General features: G+C 72.9%; 20 protein-coding genes and 1 tRNA gene. 4 read left to right on the top strand and 17 right to left on the bottom strand.

Translation table 11 applies throughout. From position 1 onward, the window contains the following. Positions 1-25: 25 nt before the first annotated feature. Positions 26-1,162: a serine hydrolase domain-containing protein gene (locus B4N89_RS19810; RefSeq protein WP_078979475.1), complete on the top strand. Its 1,137-nt coding sequence runs from the start codon at positions 26-28 to the stop codon at positions 1,160-1,162. A gap of 4 nt (positions 1,163-1,166) precedes the next feature. Here the strand turns inward: B4N89_RS19810 and B4N89_RS19805 are convergent, their stop codons facing one another. The 3 genes from B4N89_RS19805 to B4N89_RS19795 all read right to left on the bottom strand — a co-directional run bounded on the left by B4N89_RS19805 (position 1,167) and on the right by B4N89_RS19795 (position 4,740). Then, positions 1,167-1,862: a hypothetical protein gene (locus B4N89_RS19805; protein WP_143658032.1), complete on the bottom strand. Its 696-nt coding sequence runs from the start codon at positions 1,860-1,862 to the stop codon at positions 1,167-1,169. A gap of 260 nt (positions 1,863-2,122) precedes the next feature. Beyond that, entirely contained in the window at positions 2,123-3,295 is a 1,173-nt protein-coding gene (locus B4N89_RS19800) for a type ISP restriction/modification enzyme (RefSeq protein ID WP_235618697.1), read from the bottom strand. Further along, on the bottom strand, positions 3,277-4,740 hold the full coding sequence (locus B4N89_RS19795) for a carboxylesterase/lipase family protein (protein WP_161500760.1): 1,464 nt from the start codon (positions 4,738-4,740) through the stop codon (positions 3,277-3,279). The genes B4N89_RS19800 and B4N89_RS19795 overlap by 19 nt, the downstream gene beginning before the upstream one ends. 233 nt (positions 4,741-4,973) lie before the next feature. Here B4N89_RS19795 and B4N89_RS19790 point away from each other — a divergent pair, with 233 nt between their 5' ends. Beyond that, complete coding sequence (locus tag B4N89_RS19790) at positions 4,974-6,239, top strand: metallophosphoesterase (RefSeq protein WP_078977179.1); 1,266 nt, start codon at positions 4,974-4,976, stop codon at positions 6,237-6,239. Between the two features lie 29 nt (positions 6,240-6,268). Then, positions 6,269-6,445: a hypothetical protein gene (locus B4N89_RS49835; RefSeq protein WP_161500759.1), complete on the top strand. Its 177-nt coding sequence runs from the start codon at positions 6,269-6,271 to the stop codon at positions 6,443-6,445. 13 nt (positions 6,446-6,458) lie between these two features. Here the strand turns inward: B4N89_RS49835 and B4N89_RS19785 are convergent, their stop codons facing one another. Together B4N89_RS19785 and B4N89_RS19780 are read right to left on the bottom strand one after the other, a co-directional pair. Beyond that, on the bottom strand, positions 6,459-7,031 hold the full coding sequence (locus tag B4N89_RS19785; RefSeq protein WP_078977178.1) for a Uma2 family endonuclease: 573 nt from the start codon (positions 7,029-7,031) through the stop codon (positions 6,459-6,461). Positions 7,032-7,167: 136 nt separating this feature from the next. Beyond that, a complete protein-coding gene (locus B4N89_RS19780; RefSeq protein ID WP_078977177.1) occupies positions 7,168-7,935 on the bottom strand; it encodes an SDR family NAD(P)-dependent oxidoreductase in 768 nt (255 codons plus the stop codon). Positions 7,936-8,031: 96 nt separating this feature from the next. On the opposite strand from B4N89_RS19780, the gene B4N89_RS19775 reads away from it, so the two are divergent. After that, positions 8,032-8,610, top strand: a complete 579-nt coding sequence (locus B4N89_RS19775; RefSeq protein WP_078977176.1) for a 3'-5' exonuclease — start codon at positions 8,032-8,034, stop codon at positions 8,608-8,610. 13 nt (positions 8,611-8,623) lie between these two features. On the opposite strand, the gene ppgK is transcribed toward B4N89_RS19775, so the two are convergent. The 12 genes from ppgK to B4N89_RS19715 all read right to left on the bottom strand — a co-directional run bounded on the left by ppgK (position 8,624) and on the right by B4N89_RS19715 (position 22,179). Then, positions 8,624-9,352 carry a polyphosphate--glucose phosphotransferase gene (ppgK, locus tag B4N89_RS19770; protein ID WP_235618953.1) on the bottom strand — a complete coding sequence of 243 codons (729 nt, stop codon included), beginning with the start codon at positions 9,350-9,352 and terminating at the stop codon, positions 8,624-8,626. 132 nt (positions 9,353-9,484) lie between these two features. Then, positions 9,485-12,133: a right-handed parallel beta-helix repeat-containing protein gene (locus B4N89_RS19765; protein WP_101897127.1), complete on the bottom strand. Its 2,649-nt coding sequence runs from the start codon at positions 12,131-12,133 to the stop codon at positions 9,485-9,487. A 170-nt stretch (positions 12,134-12,303) separates the two neighbouring features. After that, positions 12,304-13,530, bottom strand: coding sequence for an LCP family protein (locus B4N89_RS19760; RefSeq protein ID WP_078977173.1), 1,227 nt, complete (start codon positions 13,528-13,530; stop codon positions 12,304-12,306). Between the two features lie 192 nt (positions 13,531-13,722). Beyond that, on the bottom strand, positions 13,723-14,391 hold the full coding sequence (locus B4N89_RS19755; protein WP_078977172.1) for an ACT domain-containing protein: 669 nt from the start codon (positions 14,389-14,391) through the stop codon (positions 13,723-13,725). 158 nt (positions 14,392-14,549) lie between these two features. Beyond that, positions 14,550-16,088: a tetratricopeptide repeat protein gene (locus tag B4N89_RS19750; RefSeq protein ID WP_078977171.1), complete on the bottom strand. Its 1,539-nt coding sequence runs from the start codon at positions 16,086-16,088 to the stop codon at positions 14,550-14,552. Between the two features lie 144 nt (positions 16,089-16,232). Then, positions 16,233-17,594: a YhgE/Pip domain-containing protein gene (locus B4N89_RS19745; protein ID WP_078977170.1), complete on the bottom strand. Its 1,362-nt coding sequence runs from the start codon at positions 17,592-17,594 to the stop codon at positions 16,233-16,235. Next, the gene (locus B4N89_RS19740; protein WP_161500758.1) at positions 17,594-18,253 is read right to left on the bottom strand and encodes an ATP-binding cassette domain-containing protein; all 660 of its coding nucleotides are present in this window, start codon (positions 18,251-18,253) and stop codon (positions 17,594-17,596) included. Before B4N89_RS19740 ends, B4N89_RS19745 begins: the two co-directional genes overlap by 1 nt. Before the next feature lie 117 nt (positions 18,254-18,370). Then, entirely contained in the window at positions 18,371-18,673 is a 303-nt protein-coding gene (locus tag B4N89_RS19735) for a DUF397 domain-containing protein (protein ID WP_078977168.1), read from the bottom strand. A gap of 166 nt (positions 18,674-18,839) precedes the next feature. Beyond that, positions 18,840-18,912, bottom strand: a tRNA-His gene (locus B4N89_RS19730). Between the two features lie 173 nt (positions 18,913-19,085). After that, positions 19,086-19,697 carry an oligoribonuclease gene (gene orn, locus B4N89_RS19725; RefSeq protein WP_078977167.1) on the bottom strand — a complete coding sequence of 204 codons (612 nt, stop codon included), beginning with the start codon at positions 19,695-19,697 and terminating at the stop codon, positions 19,086-19,088. Between the two features lie 4 nt (positions 19,698-19,701). Then, positions 19,702-21,015, bottom strand: a complete 1,314-nt coding sequence (locus B4N89_RS19720) for a GlxA family transcriptional regulator (RefSeq protein WP_235618696.1) — start codon at positions 21,013-21,015, stop codon at positions 19,702-19,704. A 237-nt stretch (positions 21,016-21,252) separates the two neighbouring features. Then, on the bottom strand, positions 21,253-22,179 hold the full coding sequence (locus tag B4N89_RS19715) for a LysR substrate-binding domain-containing protein (protein WP_078977164.1): 927 nt from the start codon (positions 22,177-22,179) through the stop codon (positions 21,253-21,255). Positions 22,180-22,187: the final 8 nt, after the last annotated feature.

The following is a 22,187-nucleotide window of genomic DNA, read 5'->3' as shown; positions in this document are numbered from 1 at the left end:
CCGAGCGTTCGCGAAAGGACACACCATGCACGTCGACGGTTTCATCGCGCCCGGATTCGCGCCCGTACAGGCCGCGTTCGAGGAGAACTTCGCGATTCACGGCGAGGTCGGCGCGGCGCTCGCGGTACGACTGCGCGGCGCGCCCGTGGTGGACCTGTGGGGCGGATTGGCCGAACCGGTCTCGGGCCGAAGCTGGGAGCACGACACCGTACAGGTGGTCTGGTCGGTCACCAAGGGCCTGGTCGCCACCTGTCTGGCGATCCTGATCGACCGGGATCGGCTCGACCCCGCGCTGCCGGTGTGTCGCTACTGGCCCGAGTTCGCGGCGGCCGGCAAGCAGACCGTGACGGTGGCCCAACTGCTGTCCCACCAGGCCGGATTGCCCTTCCTCGACGAGCCGATCACGCTCGACCAGGTGGCCATGCCCGACGCGCTGGCCGACGCGCTCGCCGCACAGCGTCCCGTCTGGGAGCCGGGCACGGCGCACGGCTATCACGCGGTGACCTGGGGCTTCTACGCGAGCGAGCTGATCCGGCGGGTGGACGGGCGCACGGTCGGCGCGTTCCTGGCCGAGGAGGTGGCCGGACCGCTGGGCCTGGACGCGCATATCGGCCTGCCCGCCGCGGAGTTGCCCCGGCTCGCGCATCTGACCACGATCGCCCCGAGCGATCCGGGCCTGCTCGACCTCGGCTCCGAGTTGGGCCGGACGATGCTGGCGCTGCCCGAACTGGCCGCGCCCGGCGCGGATCACGACCCGAGCGTGCTCACCTGGGAGGTGCCCTCGGGTCTCGGCGTCACCAACGCCCGCGCGCTGGCCCGGGTGTACGCGATGCTCGGCGCGGGCGGCACGCTCGACGGGGTGCGTCTGCTCTCCGCCGAAACGGTCGCCGACGTGACCTCGACGGTGGTCGCGGGGCCGGACCGGATCCTGGGCGACCACACCGCGTTCAGCCTCGGGTTCATGAAGCCGGAGACCACGTTCTTCGCGGTCTCCCCCGACCCCGCCGCGTTCGGACACCCGGGCAGCGGCGGCCCCCTGGCCTTCGCCGACCCGGCCACGGGCCTCGCGTTCGCATATGTGACGAACGGTCAGTCCCCACTGAACTCGGACGTCCGGGCCCTCGGCCTGATCAAGGCGGTCCGGGAGTGCCTGGAGCGGTAGGGCGTCAGTCGCCGGGGCGGCGGGCCCCGGCGCGGCGGGGCGGGCGGTCGCCTCGGCGGCGGGCGCCGGCGACCAGCGCGCCGCCGACCACGAGCAGCGCGCCGGCGGCCACGCCCAGCGGGAGCACCGCCCCGGATCCGGTGCCCGCGACGTGGTCGGTGATGGCCCGGCGGGCCAATACGGCCGGGCCGTCGTGCACGGCCCGCTTGGCAGCCTCGCCGCGCTCCCTGTCGTCACCGTCCCGGGCGCCCGGGGGCTTGGCCCGACGCGGGGGCGCGACCTGCGGCACCGCGCCGCGCCGCGACGCCGGGCGCCCGGGCGGGAGGCCGCCGGTCGGGTCGGCCTCGGGGCCCGCCGAAACCGGAGCCGGGACGGGCGGGGTCGCGGCCGATCCGGTGCGCGCGCCGGGGGCGGGCTGGTGCCGCCGCCCCGGGCCGAGGAGCCCCCGACAGTCGAAGCGGGCCGGGTCGACGCCGTGCGCACGGTCCCGCAGGCGATCCCGGCAACAGCGCGCGGCGTCCCGCGTCGGGTCCGGAGCGGTGGCGCCGACCGCTCGGGGAGTCTCGTCCGGACACGGATCCACGGCGGGCGCCCCGGCGTCCGGGGGGCGGACGCCGGGGCGCGGGGCGGCGCCGCCGGGAGGGCTCGGCAGCGGCGAAAGCGGATGGCGCACGGCGGAGAGCGGCGGGCGTACGACCACGGCCGAAGCGTCGCCGGGCCCTGATCCCGGCCCGACCCGCGGCGTCGCGACGGCGACCGGAACGGCGATTGAGCCCAGCACGACCGCGCCGACGACGACCACCGCCCGCCTCACCCGATCGTTTCCGCCTCTGCGCACCAGACCACGCTAAGTCACCGGACAATCACTCTCCGAGCACCGCGCATACGATTCCCCCGTTCGGCCCAACGTCCCCATCGGACCGATCCGCCGCAACAGGGCTCCCTCCTCCCGGTCCGTGCTCAAAGCAGCACGGCCTGGCCGCCCGGGCCCTCCTCCGTGATGTCGAGGACCGTCGGCGGGCGGCGGCTGGACGGGGGCGGGGGCAGGACCGGGGTCGGGTCGAGTGTGGGGGCCTCGGCGGTGCGCGCGTGCAGCTTGGCGCGGGGTTCGGCCAGATCGGCGAGCAGGCCCAGGACGTGCAGCAGGTCGATCAGTTCGCTGGTCAGGTCGGTGGACCAGGTGCGTTCGCGGATCCGCTCCAGGCCCTCGCCGGGGGGTTCGGTGCGGGCCGCGATCCACGGTTCGAGGACGCCCGACTCCCACGCCTCGCGTGCCACCGGGCCGATCCGGCCGGAGCCGAGCAGGAGCGATCGGGACTCGTCGTCGTAGTGCGCGCCCGCCGGCCGCGCCGGCACCGGCTCGCGCACGAACGGGCGGCGCCCGCCCGGCAGTCGGGGCTTGCCGTCGCCGGGCCGGCCGAACCGCGCGCCGAACGTGTGCAGCCCGACCAGGCGGCGACCGAGGTCGACGCCCGTCGCCCAGACGTCCGGGTCGGCGGTGAGCGGCACCCGCTGCGGGTCCACCGTCACCGCGACGATCCAGGCGAACACGTCCTCCGCGTCGACCGGGACGCCGAGCCGGGCCGCGAGCAGGTCGACCAGGCCGGGCGCCAGGTTCGCGGCCAACCCCGCCGGGTCCCGGTACAGCGGCGCGACCCGCCCGCCGCGCCCACCGTGGTGCGTCCCGTCCGGGACCAGCGCGCTGCACAACAGCGGCCAGGGATCCCCCGCCTGGCGGATCGACAGGTATACCTGCCGGTCTCCGCGCACCCGCCACAACTCGGGCCGGGCGGCATCCAGCACCCGGTGGTCCGCGACCAGCCACTGCCGATCGAACGGCTGCCGCGCGATCCGCACCAGCCGGGGCGTCGGCCCCACCTCGCGCGCCAGCGGACCGGACGGGGCGTCACACCCGGGCAGCGGCGCGGGAAACGACATCGCCGTCCGCGAACGGGTGGGCCGCAGCAGGGCATCACGATCCTCCGCCGCGGCCAGCCGGGCCCAGCGCCGACGCAGCGTCTCCCGCTCGGGTGCGTACACCCAACCGCGTCCGGTGGCGATCCCGGCCGTGCCCCACGGCATCAGGTCGGTCAGCGCGATCGACCCGCCCCGGCTCACATCGCGTGGTCCCACACCCGCCGCTCCTCCCGGTCCGGGTCACCGACCACCGTCGCCGGCACGTCGAGCAGCATCGTGCGCCGCTCGGTCGGGTCGTACAAGGGCCAGTCGGGCAGCCCGTCGGCGACCGGCGGCCCACCCGCGACGAACGCCGCCCACGCCTGCCGGATCCGGCCGGACAACGCCCGCGCCTCGGCCGGCACGCCGCCGGTCAGCCAGCGGCCGAGCGGGGTGTCCAGGGTGCCGAACACGAACGGGATGTCGATCGCGTGCGGCGAGCCCAGGCGCTGCGGATGCGCCTTGGGCGCCCAGCGGAAGCGGTACATGTACGCCTGCCCGCCGGCCGCGTGCTGCGCCTCGGCGAGCCGCACGGTCGGTATGCCGTAGGACTCGGCGGTGAGCAGCCGGATCCGCCGCGAACGTCCGTTCAGTTCGGGGTACAGCTCCGCGTATCCGCGCACCAGCTCGGCCAGTCGGTCCGGTCGGCGCAGGTTGGCCAGGTCGGCGGCCACGGGTTCGCGCCCGCCCGACCGCTCGGTCACGACGAACATCTCCTCCTCGTCCTGATTCGACCCGAGCAGGAGCGGTACATCACCCCGAATCGTGTGCAGCGGCACCGCCGGCAGCGGCCCGTCGGGATCGACCACCGGGCGGAACACGAACCTCGCGGTACCGCGCCCGATCGCCTCGGCCTGGGCGGCGAGCAGGTCGGGCACGGGCACGTCGACCAGTTCCGCGGCCCGGTCCGGTCCCAGACCGAGCGCGGCCAGCACGTGCCCGGTCGCCTCCTCGGCCTCGGGCACGGTGCGCACGGTCTGCGCCCCGCCGCTCTGCACGATCGCGCGGTGGAAGAGGCCGCGGGCGGCGGGCAGCGCGAGCAGGTTCGCGGTGACCTTGCCGCCCGCCGAGACCCCGCCGAGGGTGACCCGGCCGGGGTCGCCGTCGAACGCGGCGATGTGCTCGCGCACCCAGCGCAGCGCCCGCACCACGTCCAGGAGGGAGTTGGCCGAGGAGTCGGCGTAGGCGTCGCCGAGCAGGTGCCGCAGGTGCAGCAGCCCGAGGACACCGAGTCGGTAGGCGACGGTGACCACGACGACGCCGTGCCGGGCCAACGCGGAGCCGTCGTACACCGCCTCGAACGACGCGCCGCTCGTGTAGCCGCCGCCGTGCACCCAGACCAGCACCGGGTGCGGGCCGGGCTCGGCGGGGGCGAAGACGTTCAGGTACAGGCAGTCCTCGTCGATATCCACCGGCGCGGCGCCGTACTGCCCGATCGGCTGCGGCGCGGCCCGGGCGAACTCGCGGGCGTCACGCACTCCGTGCCAGGCGGGCGCGGGGCGGGCCGGGCGAAACCGCGCGGGGCCCACCGGCGGCGCGGCGAAGGGTACGCCTCGGAAGACCCGCACCCCGTCCGACTCCGCACCGATCAGCTCACCCAGCGACGTCCGTACACGCACCATGGCATCGAGCATATGGGGCCGGCCGGCGGCCCGGCCGGGGCATCGGCACGGTGCGAGGTACCGCACGGGGGCGGGCAGAGGCGTCGTCGGGGTGCGTACTGCCGGGGGATGCACCGGGGGTCGGCCGGTATCGCTCCCGGGAGCAGGCTCGGATACTCCGCGAGCCGGATGCCGGTGCCGAGGCGGGCGTGACACGCTTCCCGGGAAACATTCCTGCGTCCGGGAGCCCCGCCTTGACCGTTGCCCTGGGAATCGTCGCGGCCGTCGCCGCGCTCGCGCTGCTGATCGGCGTGCACCTTTACGTGTGGCGGCGGCTGGTGCGCGACACCACGCGGCCGGGGGTGGTGCGGCGGGTCGGCGCGGGGGTGGTGGTCGCGCTCGGGGTGTCGATGGTGGGCGCGCTGGTGGTGCCGAAGGTGTTCGGCCCACGCGGCACGGAGTGGATCGCGTGGCCGGGCTTCGTGTGGATGGCCCTGCTGCTGTATGTGGTGCTCGCGCTCGGGGTGTTGGAGTTGCCGCGCCTGTTCGCGTTGCGGGCGCTGCGCCGGCGCGGGGGCGAGGTGTCGCACACGGCCGCGCCGGTGCCGGTGCCCGTGGGGGCGCAGGCGACGGGGACGACCGGGCCCGATCCGGAGCCGGCGGCCGGCGCCTCCGGCACGCCGCTCGGCCCGGATCGGCGGCTTGTGCTGACCCGCTCGGTTGCGCTGCTTGCGGCCGGCACCTCGCTGGGCACCGTCGGCTATGGGATGAGCCAGGCATTAGGCGCACCGCGCACGGTGCGGGTGCGGATACCGGTGGCCCGGCTCGACCCGCGCCTGGCGGGCTTTCGGATCGCGGTGGTGGGCGACATCCACCTCGGCCCGCTGCTCGGCCGCGCGCACACCACGCGGGTCGTGGAGACGATCAACCGCACCAACCCCGACCTGGTCGCCATCGTCGGCGACCTCGCCGACGGCACGGCCGCCCAACTCGGCGGCGACGCGGCCCCGTTGCGCCGACTGTCCGCCCGGCACGGCGCGTTCTTCGTCACCGGCAACCACGACTACATGTCCGGCGCGACCGACTGGATCGCCGAGTTGGCCGAGCTCAACGTGCGCACCCTGGCCAACGACCGCCTCGAAATCGCCCGGGGCGGCGCCGCCTTCGACCTGGCGGGCGTCAACGACGTCACCGGCAAGTCCCACCACGACGGCCCCGACTTCGCCAAGACCCTCGGCAACCGCGACCCGTCCCGCCCGGTCGTCCTCCTGGCCCATCAGCCGGTCCAGGTGAAGGACGCCTCCCGCTACGACGTGGACGTACAACTCTCCGGCCACACCCACGGCGGCCAGATGTTCCCGGTCCAACTCCTGGTAAAACTCGACCAACCGGCGGTAGCCGGCCTCCACAAGGTCGACGACACGATGCTCTACGTCACCAGAGGCGCCGGCTTCTGGGGCCCCCCGGTCCGAGTGGGCGCACCCCCGGAAGTAACGCTCGTGGAGCTACACCCGATGTAACAAACCCGACCTCCGAGGAGCGCAACACCATGAGCGGCACGCCGTGGGAGGACATGGAGCGCAAGTTCGCGTTCACACCGGCCGAGGAGGAGCGCATCGAGACCGAGCGACGGGCACTCCGCAGACGGGAACGCGCGATGTCCCTTCACACGGACACGCCGGACGGAGGATCACCGCCACCCCACGACAACCCGACCGACGCGTAGCGCCGACCCCGCGTCACCGCATCCGCAGCAGCGTGCCCGGGTCCAGGGTGACCGGTGCGAACGCGAGCAATGTGGTTTCGATGCCCGGCTTCGCGGAGGCCGAGGGCTCGTACACGTTGCCGTCGAGGGTGTAGGTCTCGATGGTGAGGGCCTTCGGGTCGACGATCCAGTAGGAAGCGATCTCCCACTCGGCGTAGCGGGCGAGCTTGTCGATGCGATCGGCGCCTTCGTGGCCGGGTGACAGGGTCTCCACCGCCAAGAGCACGTCTTCGGGGGCGAAGGCAACGTCGTCCGATTCCAGTCCGCTGATCGCCGCCGTCGACGTGACCACCACGATGTCCGGACGCAGGACGTCCCGGTGTCCACGACGCACGTTCACACTCTTGAACGTCACGGCACCGACGCCGGAGCCGTCCACCGCCGAGCGCAGGATGTCGGCCAGCACACCGGACACGTGCTGATGGCGCAAGGTCGGCAACGGCGACATCAGCGGGATGCCACCCAGGAGTTCGATCCTGAACGGGGAGGTCTCCTGGGCGGCGAGCACATCGTCGGCGGTCCATTCGCGATCGAAGCCAACCTGCATGCGGATGCTCCAAAGATGTCGGCCACGTCCGGACTTGCCGTGATTGTGCCGGCGTTGCCGACGTCACCGCAGGCGATGCGCGGTTGCGGGCCGGTTTCGGGCCGGGCCGGGCCGAGCCGCAACCGCCTGGAGTGCGTCAGACCGTCTCCGTCATGCCGCCGTCCACCATCAAGTGTGTGCCCGTCACGAACGAGGCGTCGTCGCCGAGGAGGAAGCGGACCGCGGCGGCGATTTCCTCCGGGCGGCCCAGTCGGCGCAGCGGGGAGCTGTTCTCCATGCGCTCCCTCGTGCCCGGGCGGGCGAAGGAGGCGGCCAGCATCGGGGTTTCGATGTAGCCGGGGCAGACCACGTTGCTGCGGATGCCGTGTTCGGCGAGCTTGGCGGCGATCGAGCGGTTCAGCCCGAGCATGCCCGACTTCGACGCGCAGTAGGACGGGTTGAGCGCGTTGCCGACGATCGCGTTCAGCGAGGCGATGCCCACGATCGCGGAGCCGGCGTGTTCGCGCAGGTGCGGGGTCAGCGCCTGGACCAGGAGTGCGAACGAGCGCAGGTTGACGTCCAGGACCCGGTCCCAGGTCTCCGCCGTGACCTCGGTGATCGGGGTCGAGTCGACGACGCCCGCCGCGTGCACGAAGCCGCCGATCGTGCCCAGTGCCTCGACCGAGGCGCGGATCGTGTCCGGATACGCCTCGGTGTCGGTCACATCCAGGGCCAGCCCGAGTGCCGGCACCCCGTGCTCGGCCGCGATCTCCTTCGCGGCCTCCTCCACCGGGCCCGCCGCGATGTCCCACAGCGCGACCGGCCGACCCGTCGCGGCCAGCGCCCGCGCGGTCGCCCGACCGATTCCGGAGGCACCGCCGGTGATCACGACGCCGGTGCCGGGTGATGTCTTGTGCGTACCCATTTCGTACTCCTCCGTGGACGGGCGGACCAAGCATCTGACGTACCGTCAGAACAAAACCAGTGGTAGCACGCCGGCCACGGTGGTCTACTCACCGGCATGGCGAAACGACTCCTGGATCTGCTCCTGGTCGTCGACGTCGAGGCCACCTGCTGGAACGGTCCGATCCCCGACGGCCAACGCTCGGAGATCATCGAGATCGGCATCGCCACCCTCGACGTCACCACCGGCGAGCGCATCGACCGACACGGCCTCCTGGTCCGCCCCACGTCCTCCACGGTGAGCGCGTTCTGCACCGAACTGACCACCCTCACCCAGGCCGACGTCGACAGCGGCCACACCTTCGCCGACGCCTGCGCGCTTCTGCGCACCGAGTTCAAGGCGCACCAGCGGGTGTGGGCGAGCTGGGGCGAATACGACCGCCAGGCGTTCGAGCGGCAGTGCGCGGCCGAGGGCGTGCCCTACCCGTTCGGCGCCCGCCACCTCAACGCCAAGACGCTGTACTCGCTCGCCCACGGCCTGGACCGCGAACTCGGCATGGCCGGCGCCCTGGCCCACGCCGGCCTCCCCCTCGACGGCACCCACCACCGGGGCGTCGACGACGCGTGGAACATCGCCGCCCTGCTCGGCGGCGTCCTGCGCGCGTCCCGCCCGAACACCGCCCGGACATCCGGCTGAGCAGCGCTCGGCCTCAGTCGCCCGTCACCAGCATCGCCGCGCCCACGATCCCCGCGTCGTTGTGCAGCCTCGCCGGCACCAGATCGGCCCGGATCTTGATGAACGGCAGGAACTTCTCCGGCTTCTTGCTGATCCCGCCCCCGATGATGATCAGCGACGGCGAGAACAACATCTCCACGTGCCGCAGGTAGTCCTGCACCCGCGCGGCCCACTTCTCCCAGGACAGATCGTGCGTCTCGCGCGCCACCGCCGAGGCCCGCCGCTCGGCCTCGTGCCCGTCCAGCTCCAGGTGGCCCAGCTCGGTGTTCGGCACCAGCCGGCCGTCCACGAACAGCGCGCTGCCGATGCCCGTACCGAAGGTCAGCATCAGCACCGTGCCGCGCTGCCCGGCGCCCGCGCCGAAGCGCATCTCGGCCACTCCCGCCGCGTCCGCGTCGTTGACCATCGTCACCGGCCGGCCGAGCGTCGCGGTGAACAGCGCGTCGGCGTCCAGGTCGATCCACGACTTGTCCACGTTCGCCGCGGTGCGCACGATGCCGTCGCGGATCACGCCGGGGAAGGTGATTCCCACCGGCCCCTCGGTGTCCGCGAACTCCGCGAGCACGTCGCGGACCACGGCGATCACCGCCTGCGGTTCGGACGGTTCGGGAGTGAGCAGCCGGACCCGCTCCCGGGTCAGCCGCCCGGCGTCGGTGTCCACCGGCGCGCCCTTGATCCCGGTCCCGCCGATGTCGATGCCCATGACCGGCACGTACGGCTCCTTAACCCTCGAATCAGCCCTCGAAACAGCCCTCGAACCACCCGCGCGCCACCCGGCCGGCATCCGGCAAGCGGCCCGCGTACCCCGGCCGTTACCCCGCCGGCGCGGACCGATTCACCGCAGGTCGGGCAGATCCTCCGGATGCAGCGTCCGCAACTCCTCCATGCCCGCCCCCGGCAGCTGGGCCAACCGGGTCGCGTGCCGCTCGATCATCGCCTCGAAGGTGCGCCGCGCCTCGCGCGCGTTGCCGAACGCGGCACCGCGCGGCAGTCGGCGGAAATAGCCGAGCAGCGCCTCGCACGCCTCGTCGGTGAGCACGTACTCGTGTTCGCGCACCTGCATGAGGGTGATCTCGACGAGGTCGTCGGCCGAGTAGTCCTGGAAGGTGATGGTGCGGGAGAACCGGGATCCGAAGCCGGGGTTCGCGCCGAGGAAACGCTCCATCTCGTCGGTGTAGCCGGCCACGATCACCACCACGTCGTCGCGGTGGTCCTCCATCATCTTCACGAGCGTGTCGATCGCCTCGCGGCCGAAGTCGCGCGAGGGGTCCGGCGGGGCCAGGCTGTACGCCTCGTCGATGAACAACACCCCGCCCCGGGCCCGGTCGAAGACCTCCTTGGTGCGCGGCGCGGTGGAACCGATGTGCTCGCCGACCAGGTCGACCCGGGAGACCTCCACCAGGTGCCCCATCCGCAACACCCCGAGTGCCTGGGCGATCTCCCCGTACAGCCGGGCCACGGTGGTCTTGCCGGTGCCCGGGGAGCCGGTGAAGACCAGGTGCCGGCGCAGCGTGGGCGCCTTGAGGCCGGCCTCCTCGCGCCGCCGGCCCACCGAGATCAGGTCGATCAGGTTGCGCACCTCGGCCTTGACCCCGGCGAGGCCGACCAGACCGTCCAACTCGGCCAGCAGTTCGTCCACTCCGCGCCCCGACGTGGCCGCCGCCTCGTCCACGGCCGCGCCGTCGCGCGCGCCGGGGATGGGCAGCGTGGCGGTCAGCCGGGCCACCCCCTGCGGCTGTGCGCCGGCCGCCGCGATCGGGCTCGGCGTACCCAGGATCCCGCCCGCCGCCGGCTCCGTGCCGCTCGTCCCGTCGCCCTGCGAGGTGCACTCGACCGCGACCGGCCCCGGACCGGCGAACTCGAAGCCGCCCTTGGCGTTGTCGCGCGTGGTGCAGCGGGTGAACACCGGATGGCAGCCCTCGCGCACGTGCACCCCGTAGCCGCGCCCGCCGAGCACCTCGCAGTCCTCGAAGTCGCCGCGCCCGCCCCCGGCGATCCGGATGCCCTCGCCGGTGGCCCGGTCCACCCGGACCCGGCGCACCGTGGGCCCGGCCGCGCCGGTGACCGAGACGCCGTCGGTGGTGTCCTCGATCGTGCAGTCGGCGATGATGCCGCCGCAGTCCGACTCCATGAACCACACGCCGGTGGTGGCCTTGCGCACCTTGCAGGACTTGACCGAGACCACGGCGCCCGCGCCCACCCCGATGCCGGTCTCGTCCACATCGTGGATCTCGCAGTCGTGCATCGACAGGCCGGTGCCGGAGCCGGCCACCTTGACCCCGTCGAGCACGTCGTGGATGCGGCACTCGCCGAGCGCGGCGTCCGCGCCGTCGGCCACCCACACGGCCGGCTTGCCGCCGGTGGAGTCGTGGAATTCGCAGTCGATCGCGGACGCGCGGGCCCCGTGGTCGGCCAGCGCGAGCCCGTTGCGACCGAAACTGCGGATCGTACAACCGCTGAGGGTGACCTCGGAGTGGCCGTGCACGTCGACGCCGTTGCGGCCCATGTCGCGCAGTCGGCAACCGACCAGGGTCAGGTTGGCGCCCCGGTCGACCGAGACGCCGTTGCCCTCGGCGTCGCGGATCGTGCAGTCGTCGAGCGAGAACGTGGCCAGGTCGTCGGCCTGGACGCCGGTGCCCTTGACCGCGGTGATCTCCGTCCGCGACAACGACCCGGCGCTGCCCTGGCCGCCGACCGAGATGCCCGCCCAGCCGACCCGCTCGATCCGCGAGTCTGCGATGATCGGCGCGGCGCCGCCGGCGACGCAGATCCCGCCGCCGCCCACGTCGTGGATGTGCAGGCCGGTCAAATGCGGCGAGGCCTGGTCGCCGACGAACACCGCGGGTTCCGCGTCCGAGCCGTCCTGGATCTCGCACTCCTGGACACTGCCGGTGGTGCCGGGTCCGGTGAAGCGCAGTCCGTGCCCGGAGGCGTCGCGCACCCGGCCCCGGCGCAGGATCGGCGCGCTGCCCTCGCGCACGTCGAAGCCCTCGCGCCCGGTGTCGCCGATCTCGCAGTCCTCGAACGTGCCGCGCGAGCGCCCGGTCACCCCGATGCCCACGCCCTTCGGGTTGCCCACCCGGCAGCGGCGCACCATCGGGTCGGCGCCCGCGCGCAGTTCGACCGCGACCACCGAGGCGGCCCGGACCACACACTCCTCCAGTATCGGCGCGCAGCCCTCGATCACGATGGCCGGCGACAACACGCCCGCGCCGCCGTCGACGACCAGGCCGTGTACCGCCGCGTCGGCGGTGATGGTGAGCGCGACCCCGTCGGCCGCGCTCAGGACCACCGTCCCCGGCCCGTCCGAGCCGACCACCGTCACCGGCACGGAGATCGCCACGTCCTCGCGATACGTCCCCGCCGCGACCATGATCGAGTCGCCCGCCGCCGCCGCGCCCACCGCGGCCCCGATCGAGGCGTATTCGCCCGCGCGGCGTCGCCAACGAGTGCCCTGCACCACCTGAAGAACCCGACCCGTCATGGCGCCCCTGCCACCAGCCCCTCGGTCCGCACCCAGCACCCTCGCGAGTCCACCGTAAAGCGTCGCGGGCGACCCCATGACCGGGTCTGCCCCGGGCGCCGGTCGGCCGCGTCGTCGGCGAACCCCTGCACCGTACAGTTCAACGACCACGGGTCACGGACCGACGACGGTTAACGTCCCGCAGTGCCCTGATTCGTGCCCGCACCCGTACCGCCGGACGACCCGCTTCGACCGGATCCGGTCGAACCCGCACCGGAGCGTCCGGTTCCGGTCGACCCCGTGCCGTCGGTCGCACGCGCCGTCCCGGTCGGCGTGGGCGCCGGCGCCCCGTCGCGCAGCGCGGTGAACAGTTGCGCCGCGTCGGGCTGTTTGAGCGCCACCCGGTTCGGGTCGGGGGCGTAGTCGATCAGCGGCGTGGTGACGAAGTCGATCTTCTCCAGCGGGATCCCGCGCAGGCCGCTCGCGAAGTCGTACAGGCCGACCAGCGTGTTGATCCCGGAGTCGGTGGTGATCGCCTTGGTCGCGGCGTCCATCACGTTGTACGCCTTCGCCGGGTTGGTCAGCAGGTTCTCCCCCTGCACCTTCTTGATCAGCGCCTTGAGGAACTCCTGCTGCCGTTCGATGCGCTGGATGTCGCTGCCGTCGCCCAGGCTCTTGCGCACCCGGACGAAGCCGAGCGCCTGCTCGCCGTCGAGGGTGATGTCGCCGGCGGGCAGTTGCAGGTGCGCGGCCTTGTCGTCGATCGGCTGGGCGATGTGCATCGGCACGCCGCCGAGCGCGTCCACGACCTTCTTGAAGCCGATGAAGTCGATGGTGATCTGGTGGTCGATCCGGGCGCCGGTCAGCCGCTCGACGGTGGCCGCCACACACGGCACGCCGCCGACCTCCATCGCGCTGTTGAACTGGCCGAAGTAGGCCCGCTGGGTGCCGCCGGAGGTGGTCCGGCACGACGGCACGTCGACCATCAGGTCGCGCGGGAAGCTGACCGCGGTCGCGCTCTTTCGGCCCTGCGGCACGTGCAGCAGGATCGTGGTGTCCGAGCGCTGACTGCCGCCGTCGTCGCGGCCGTACTCGGAGTTGTCGCCGGCCCGCGAGTCGGACCCCACCAACAGCACGTTCAGCGCGCCCGTGGGCGGCGGGCGATCGGTCAACTGGTCGGCGAAGTCCTGGGTGCGGATGTTGCCGTTCAGGCGGTCGTACAACCACCAGCCGAAGCCGCCCGCGGCGATCAGGACGGCGACGAGACCGCCACCGATCCACGTGAGGATGCGCCGCCGGCGACGCCGGCGGTCGTGCGCGCGCCGTTCTATGCGGCTGGGGCTCTCCGGCCCCGGCTCCTCGGCCGACGCCCCCGGAACGGCCTCGGCCCCCGGGGACGTCTCATCCCTGTCCTGCACGTCGTCGTCGCCTTCGTCGGGCCCCCGCGCTCGATGTGCGCTCGGCTCACGGCCCGAAGTGCGCGCACAATTACGCAATCATACGTTGTTCCGATCGTTACACGCCGAATAGCGCCAAATGGTTCCCGTCCCGGTCGAAACCGAATCGTGGATCGGGCACATCGGGGTACGCCGCCGGTGCCGGCGCCCCGATCAGGCCGGCCCCGGGCGCACGCCGGCGCCCGTCGCCTTGGCCGCGCCGCGCTCGCCCAGGACGCCGAGCGCCACGTCGACGATGCGGCCCAGGCGGTCCAGTTCGGTGCGATGGAACGCGGGGCCCTCGTGCCGGACCACGTACATCGTCAGCCAGGACGCCCCGATCGGCGCCGCCGCGCCGTGGCCGGTGGCCTCACCCTCGTAGGCGAAGCCCAGCGGCCGCATCGGGGTGAGCGCGGGCAACACCGGCGTCTGCGGGGCCCGCCAGCTCGCGTACACCCGCTGTCGGCCACGTCCGCCGCGCGTGGCCACCGCCCAGTCGGCGTGAAAGAGCGTCGGCGCCGCGTCGACCAGCGTGGCCACCGCCCGGCCGGGGTCGCGCGCCACCTGGCCCAGCACATCCAGCTCGGGTGCGGAACCGGGCACCTCACCGGCCGCCCAGCAACCCTCCACCCGGACGCCGGCCGACCGCTCCAGGGCGGCGACCAGCCCGGCGACGTCCCGCTCACCGGCCCAGGAGACGGTGAACTCGTCCACCGCCCGGCCGCCGAGCTGTTCGAGCACGGTCATCTGCATCACATCGGCCCCCGCCGCGCCGAGCAGCTGCGTGACCCGCGCGAGCGACCCCGGTCGATCGGGCAGCGACACCCTCAGTCGGTACAACACGCGACACCTCCTTCATCGACCTGTCGTGAATCCTGAACCTTTCCCGTTTCGCGCATGTTGCGTACATATAACGACACCACGTGCCCGGGCACCGCCGGGCACCGAACGCACGAGCGGGACGCCATCGGATGCCCGACGACGCCCCGCTCGTGGTGTGCCTACTTCTTCGCGTCGGACGTATCGGATATATCGGAGCCATCCGGTGCGTCGGCGACATCGACCGCGTCGAAGCCGTCGGCCGGCTCGTCGGCCTTCGGCTTGCCCTTCACCGGCGGTACGGCCGGGCGCGGCGGCACGTTCACGTGGGCCGGCTCGTCGTCGGGCGCCACGCTCGTCACCCGGGTCGCCATGTCCTCCGGCGCCTCGTCCCGGCCCGGTACGGCAACGGCCTCGGGCTCGGCCGCCGGCTCCGCCTCCTTGTCCAGGCCGACCCGCGCCGCCGGCTCGGCGGACACCGCCGCGTTCTGCTCGGTGTCGGGGGTGAGCCCGGCGATCGGGGCGAACTCGGTGACATCCCCGTCCGGGGCGACCGGCCGCGACTCCGAGTCCGCGGCGCCGACCGACACCTCCTCGGTGGGCGCCGCCGGAGCACCCGCCGCGGCGACGGCCGAGGCAACCGGCAAGGCAGCCGCCGGTGCGGCCGCCTCGACCTCCGCCGGACGAGCCGCCGCCTTCCGCGACTCCCGAGGCGGTTTCGGCGCCTTCGGCTGCTTCACCCGCGCGGGCTTGGCCGGCTTCGGCTCCTTCGCCGGCTTGCCCGCCTCCACCGAGCTGTTCCCCACCGGGGTGGCGAACACCGGCGCCGGACCGGTGGCCTTGGGCCCGTACGTCCACCACATCAACCCGCGTCGGGCGTTCTCGGTGTCCGGGTGCTGCTCGCCGAGCACGCGCGAGCAGTCCGAGACCAACTGGGTGAGCAGCGTGCGCGCGCCCAGCGGATCACCGGACTCGCCGGTCCAGTGCGCGTGGTTGTGCCGGATCACCAGCGTGTCGTGGTGGTCCGGGCCGAGCACGCGCGCGGCGTCCTCCACCAGCCGCATCATCGCGTCGCGGGCCACCGAGACGTCGCCCGCCTCGCCCGCCCACATCGCGCAGTCGTGCCGGGCGGTCAGCGCCGCCGGGTCGTCCGGCTCGTGCACCTCGCCGCGCTCGTCCGCGATGGACGCCATCAACCGGGCCGCCTGGATCGTCTCGCCCGACCGGCCCACCCAGTGCGCGTGCTGGTGCCGGATGGTGAGCGTGTCGGGGTGTACCGGCCCCAGCGCGTCGGTCGCCTCCTCGACGATCGGTCGCAACATCCGGGCCGCGCCCGCGGCGTCACCCGCCTCGCCGATCCAACGAGCCCACCCGGCACGCACGTTCAACGTCTCGGGGTCGTCCTGACCGAGCACCAAAACACAGTCGGCGGCGACGTCGCGCGCCAGCGACTCGGCGGTGACCGCGTTGCCGGACAGACCCAGGCAGTAGGCGTGGTTGTGCCGGGCCAGGAGCGTGTCGGGATGTTGCGGGCCGAGCACGCGCGCGTAGTCGCCCGCCAGCTCCCCGAACATCCGGGCGGCCTCCGCGGGTCGGCCCTCGTCGCCGACGACCCGGGCCCACGCGGCGCGCGCGTCGAGCGAACCGGGGTGATCGGGTCCGAGTTCCCGCATCCGGGTCTCGGCCTCGGCCCTCAGTTTCTGTATCTCCTGCTCGTTCATCGCCGCTGATTCTCCCTCCTCCACCACAGGTCGCAAACCCGCGGTACCCCCTGATTGTGGGCGACGTGTCCGGAGCGGACGTGGTTGCGCTCCCCCGAGTACAACCGTACGGGGGAGCGGGTCGCCCCATGGGAATCCGGGTGATCACAACTCCACGGACGGTTTCAGCCCGGCCATGGTCCACATCCGCTTGTGTCGGACCACGAAAACGGTCGCGATCAGCGCCACCACGAGGTACGCGCCGAGCACCGCGAAAGCGACCCCCAAACGCTCGCCCTGACCACCCGTGAGGGTGATGCGCAACCCGTTCACCAGGTAGGTCATCGGCATCACCGGATGCAGCGCCTGGAACGGCGCGGGGGTGGTGGTGACCGGATACAGCCCGCCGCACGAGGTGAGCTGGAGCATCAGCAGGACCAGGATCAGCACGTCGCCCACCGCGCCGAGCGCGGCCCGCAGGAACTGCGCGATGGCCACGAAGGTCACCGCCCCCAGCGCGATCAGCAGCAGACTCAGACCCGGATCGTCGGCGTCCAGGCTCAGCCCCAGCTGGACCACCGCGTACAGGACGAACGCGCCCAGCACGCCGAGCGCGGCGGCGGGCAGCCACCCCGCGAGCGCCACCTTGACCGCGCCGGCCCGCCCGGCAAGCGCGCGCGGGTTGTACGGCCGCAGCAGCAGATAGCCGACCAGGCCGAACACCCACAGCGCGATCCCGAAGAAGAACGGCGCGAGTCCGCGCCCGTACAGCCCCGCCGGATGCAGGTTGCGCACCTCGATCGCCACCGGCGCGCCGAGCACCCGCGCGTCCGCCCCGGCGGCCTGCGCCGGCGGCGGCGCCGGTACCGCCGCGTCCAGTTTCGCCAGCCCGTCGGCCAGTTGCGCGGCACCCTGACGGGTCTGCTCCGGGGGCGCGCCGCCCGCGTTCGCCGCGAGTTGCCGCGCGCCGTCGGCCGACTGGGCCAACTGCGCCTTGAGCGTGCCGGTCTCCCCGTACAACTGCTGGACCAGCGTGCTCTGCGTAGTCGCCGAGATCTGCTGCTGGAGCTGCGTCTTGGCGATCTCGGCCATCTTGCCGATGATGAAGCCGTTGGCGTCGTCGAGCGTCATCAGCAGCTTGGCCTGACGCGGCTCGGCCGACGCGGTGGTGGCCAGCGTGGCGCTGAAGTCGGGCGGCACGGTGACCACGAAGTGGTAGTCGCCGTCGTCCAGACCGTCGCGGGCGGCCTTCGCGTCGGTGACCTTCCACTTGAAGTTCTTGTCGTGGCGGATCGCCTCGGTCAGCCGAGCACCCGCGTCGATGTGCTGTCCGCGCGCGTCCACCGGCCGGTCCTCGTTCACGAACGCGACCGGCACCTGGTGCAGTCGGCCGTACGGATCCCAGTTGGACCACAGGTACAGGGCCCCGTACAGCGTCGGCACCAGCATCAGCATGACCGGGACCAACCGGGGCAACGGGCCGCGGAAGCGCCGCAGTTCGAACCAGGCCAGGCGCAGCACGCCCATCAGGCGGTACCGCCTCTCGGGTACAGGTGGTGTCCGGGCAGATCGACCACCACGTCGGCGCCGCGCGGTGCCGCGGTCGCGGTGGCCACCACGGTGGTGCCGGTGTCGGCGAGGTCGCGCAACGCCCGCCAGGCGCGGGAGAGATCGGCGCCCGCGATGCCGCTGTCCACGTCGTCGACCAGGACCGCGCCGGGTCGGCCGGCGGCGGCCAGCGCGACCGCGAAGAGCAGGTGTTCGACCGCGGACAGGTGCTCGACCAGGACGTGGCCCGGCGGGTCGATCCGCATCAGGTCGTACATCCGAGCGAGCGCGGTCCCGGTGGGCCGGCCGCCGTCGACGGCCTGTCGTTCGGCGACCGTCTCGGCGACGAACAGGTGCGGTTCCAGATCCAGGCCCGGGCGGGCCCGGGCCAGCGCGGTGTGGGCGCGGGCGTCGGCGGCGCGGCGGCTGCCGGCCACGGTCACGGTGCCGGCGACGGTCCGGAATCGGCCGCCGAGCGCGAGCAGCAACGAGGTCCGGCCGGCGCCGGCGGGTCCGACGAGCACGGTCAGGCCGGCCGCGGGCGCGGTCAGGCGCACGTCGCGAAAGATGACGCCGTCCGGGCCCTCCGCCGCCAGGCCGACCGCACTGATCTCCACCCCGGAGGTGGCTGTGGACACGGATTTCCCTCCGTCGGTGGCACGTCCACCGAGGAGTAACCCGTACAGGATTCGCCAAACGGGCGAAATGGATGATTGACCCGTCGGGTCGAGCCGACCGGTCCATCCGACGCGGTGTCAGCCCCGCTGCTCCGGCAGCGGCTCGGCCAGCCGGTCCAGGTCGAACTCGCCGTCGCGCACGCCGAGTACGAACGCGGTCCACTCGCCCTCGGTGAACCGCAGGATCGGCCCCTCGGGGTGGATCGAGTTGCGCATCGCCATGCCCCCGCCGGGCAGTTCGGCGGTCTCCACGATCCCCTCGCCGGTGGTGTCCTCGCCGTAGCCGATCCACGTGACACCGCTGATGTCCATGGCGTACAGCGCGGCCTTCTCGTCGTCGAGCTGTTGCCGCGAAGGCTGCCCCGACTCGCCGATGCTCATGATCGAAACCCTCCCGATGACACGTACGTAACCCTCTGGTGACCGCACGCTACGCCGCGCCCGCCGCCACACACAACGCGAACGCCGACATCGGGCGCGATCCGGCGGCGATCATCCGAAAACGCACGAGGCCCCGAGACACTTGCACGTCTCGGGGCCTTCTCGGGGTGAGTGACGGGACTTGAACCCGCGACTTCCTGGACCACAACCAGGTGCTCTACCAGCTGAGCTACACCCACCATCGCCGTGGCGTTTCCGTCCCGGCGAGGAAAAGTGTACAGGCTCGCGGAGGCTGCTCGCCGCAGGGTTTCCACGCGGTGGATTCAAGAGGCGCGCGCGATGGATTCGAGAGGCGCGCGCGGTGGTTTCCGGGGACGCGCCGGCCCGACGCGAAGCGCGCGCGAGCCCGAGTTCAGGCGCGTTCGGCCGGCTTGTGGCCGTACCGGGCGGCGATCGCCTTGGCGGTGTCGCTGTCCGGTCCCGGCTCCGGGACGAAGATCGCCTCGCGGTAGTAGCGCAGTTCCTCGATGCTCTCGTGGATGTCGGCCAGCGCGCGGTGGTTGCCGGCCTTCGGGGGGCTCTGGAAGTAGACCCTCGGATACCAGCGGCGGGCCAACTCCTTGATCGAGGAGACGTCGATCACCCGGTAGTGCAGGTAGGCGTCGAGGTCGAGCATGTCCCGGGCCAAAAAGCCCCGGTCGGTGCCGATCGAGTTCCCGCACAGCGGCGCCTTGCGGCCGTCGGGCACGTGCGCCTTGATGTAGCGCAGCACCTCGGCCTCGGCCTCGGCCAGGCTCACGCCCGCCTCCAGCTCGTCCAGCAGACCTGAAGCGGTGTGCATCCTGCGCACCACATCGGGCATGCCGGCCAGCGCCTCGGCGGGCGGGCGGATCACGACATCGACCCCGTCGCCCAGAATCTTGAGCTCGGAATCGGTGACGAGAGCCGCCACCTCCACCAACGCGTCCCGGGACAGGTCGAGTCCGGTCATCTCACAGTCGATCCAGACCAAGCGGTCGTTCATGGGGTCACCCTACGGCCCGGGCACACACCTCCTCGTCCCCGGTCTCCTCCGGGCCTCGGGTGCGGAACGTCTCGCGATACGAGGCCGGCGGCACGCCCAGTTGTTTGCGGAAGTGCCCGCGCAGCGCCACCGGCGAGCGGAATCCGCAGCGCCGGGCGATCTCCTCGACCTGGAGATCGGTGGTCTCCAGGAGCCGTTGCGCCTGGAGCACCCGCTGGGTCAGCAGCCACTGCAGCGGGGCGCTGCCGGTGAGCGTGCGAAAGCGCCGGTCGAAGGTGCGCCGACTCATGTACGCGCGGGTCGCCAACTGCTCGATGTCGAAGCGATCCGCGAGGTTCTCCAGCGCCCACGAGATCACCGTGGCCAGCGGGTCGCCGCTGATCTCCTCGGGCAGGGTCAGGTCCATGTACTGGGCCTGGCCGCCGATCCGGTGCGCGGGCACGACCAGGCGCCGGGCGAGCGCGTTGGCCGCGTCCGGACCGTGGTCGAGCCGGACCAGGTGCAGACACAGGTCGATCCCGGCCGCGGTGCCGGCGCTGGTGAGGATGTCGCCGTCGTCCACGTACAACTCGCGCGGGTCCACCCGGACCTTCGGATAGCGCTTGGCCAGCGCGGGCGCGTACATCCAGTGCGTGGTCGCCGGACGGTCGTCGAGCAGACCGGCCGCGGCCAGCACGAAGGCGCCGCCGCACAGGCCGACGATCCGGGCCCCCTCGCGGTGCGCCCGACGCAGCGCCTCCAGGACGGGCGGCGGCGGCATCCGCGACGGGGAGTGCCACGCGGGCACGATCACGGTGCCGGCCCGGGCGAGCGCGTCGAGGCCGTACGGGGCGATCAGTTCGACGCCGCCGGTGGTGCGGAGCGGTCCGGGTTCGGCCGCGCATACCAGTAATCGGTAGTTCGGCACGCCGGCGTCGCGTCGATCGACCCCGAACACCGATATCGGGATCGAACTCTCCAGGATCGGCGAGTTGGCGAACAGCAGCACCGCGATGGTGTCCGGCCGCCGCCGGCCGAGCAGCGGGCGCTCCCGCCCCGGGGCCAGGACCCCCTCGCCGTCGGGGTCGTACTCGCCGTCGAGGTCGATGTCGTCGGCGTACTCGCCTTCGTCGTCGACCGAGTCGTGTTCGGGCGGGGCCTCGGAGAGCACGGTGGACGCCGCGACGATCACCGCCGCGTCCTCGTCGCCGCCCGGATCGACGTCGATCGCGCCCGTCGTGCCCGTCGCGTCGATCGCGCCGGACTCGGCCGGATGATCGGCATCGACCACGCGTGCTCGGCCCCGTCGCCGGTCCTTGCGGCTGTCGATCCTGCTCATGGCCCCGATCGCCCCCTTCACCCCTCTGTGACCTGCACGGCCCCGGTCGTGCCGGCGGTCCGGATCGCGCAGGCGGTCCCGCCCCAGTAGTTCACAGGCGTCACTCGCGTAACCCAAGATCGGAACTTACTCTCTCTTACCTTGTCTATGCATGGTGTTCTCTACGTGACGTTATGTAGATATGCGTGTTTGTGACGGTGGTCACATCGCGGAACTTATCGACAATTGCGCGGGCTGTCAGGCCCCGGGACGCCGCCGGGCGGCGTGCAGCAGGTGCAGGGCGCCCTCGGGCAGTTCCCGACCGCGCGGCCACACCGCGCGCAGGATGCGATCCAGGGCGGGCAGATCGGCCACCGGGACGGCCACCAGACGCCCCTCGGCCAGGTCCTCGCGCACCGCCAGATCGGACAGCACGGCGGGCGCGGATCCGGCGATCGCGGCCGAGCGCAGCGGCGCCGTCGCCCCCAACTCCAGGGCGGGCACGGCCACTCCGTCGTAGGCCGCCAGCGCCCGCTCCAGCGTCTCCCGGGTGCCCGAGCCCGCCTCGCGCAGCAGCAGCGGCGTGTTCGCCAACTCGGCCGCCGCGATCGGGCGCCGCCGCCGGGCCCACGGGTGGGTCGGCGCGACCACCACCACGAGCCGGTCCCGGCCCACCGCCGCCGACTGCAGGTCGCGCGGGATCCAGGGCCCCTCGACGAAGCCGATGTCGGCCTCGCCCGCCCGCAGCGCCTCGATCACGTGCAGGCTGTTGGTGACCTGGAGGCCGACGTGCAGCCCGGGCACCGCCTCGCGCAGCACGGTCAGCCAGCCGGGCACCAGGTGCTCGGCCACGGTCAGGCTCGCCGCCACCCGCAGGCGGTCCTCCTGCCGGGCCTTGAGCGCGGCGGCGCCCTCCACCAGCGCGTGCGCCTGGTCGAGCACCCCACGCGCCCAGTCGGTGATCACCAGGCCCGCCGCGGTGGGCACCGAGCCGGTGGTGCTGCGCTCCAGGAGCCGTACGCCGAGCCGTCGCTCCAGGGTGCGCATCCGCGCGCTGGCCGAGGGCTGGCTGATCCCGAACCGGCGGGCCGCGGCACCCAGGCTGCCGTTCTCGGTCACCGCCACGAGCAGTTCCAGCGTGTACAGATCCGGCAACCGGTCCGCCGGGCGCGCGTTCGAGGTCATAGCCAAAC

This window comes from Embleya scabrispora (assembly GCF_002024165.1).
Taxonomy (GTDB): Bacteria; Actinomycetota; Actinomycetes; order Streptomycetales; family Streptomycetaceae; genus Embleya; species Embleya scabrispora_A.
This window is presented reverse-complemented; position numbering and strand designations above follow the sequence as displayed.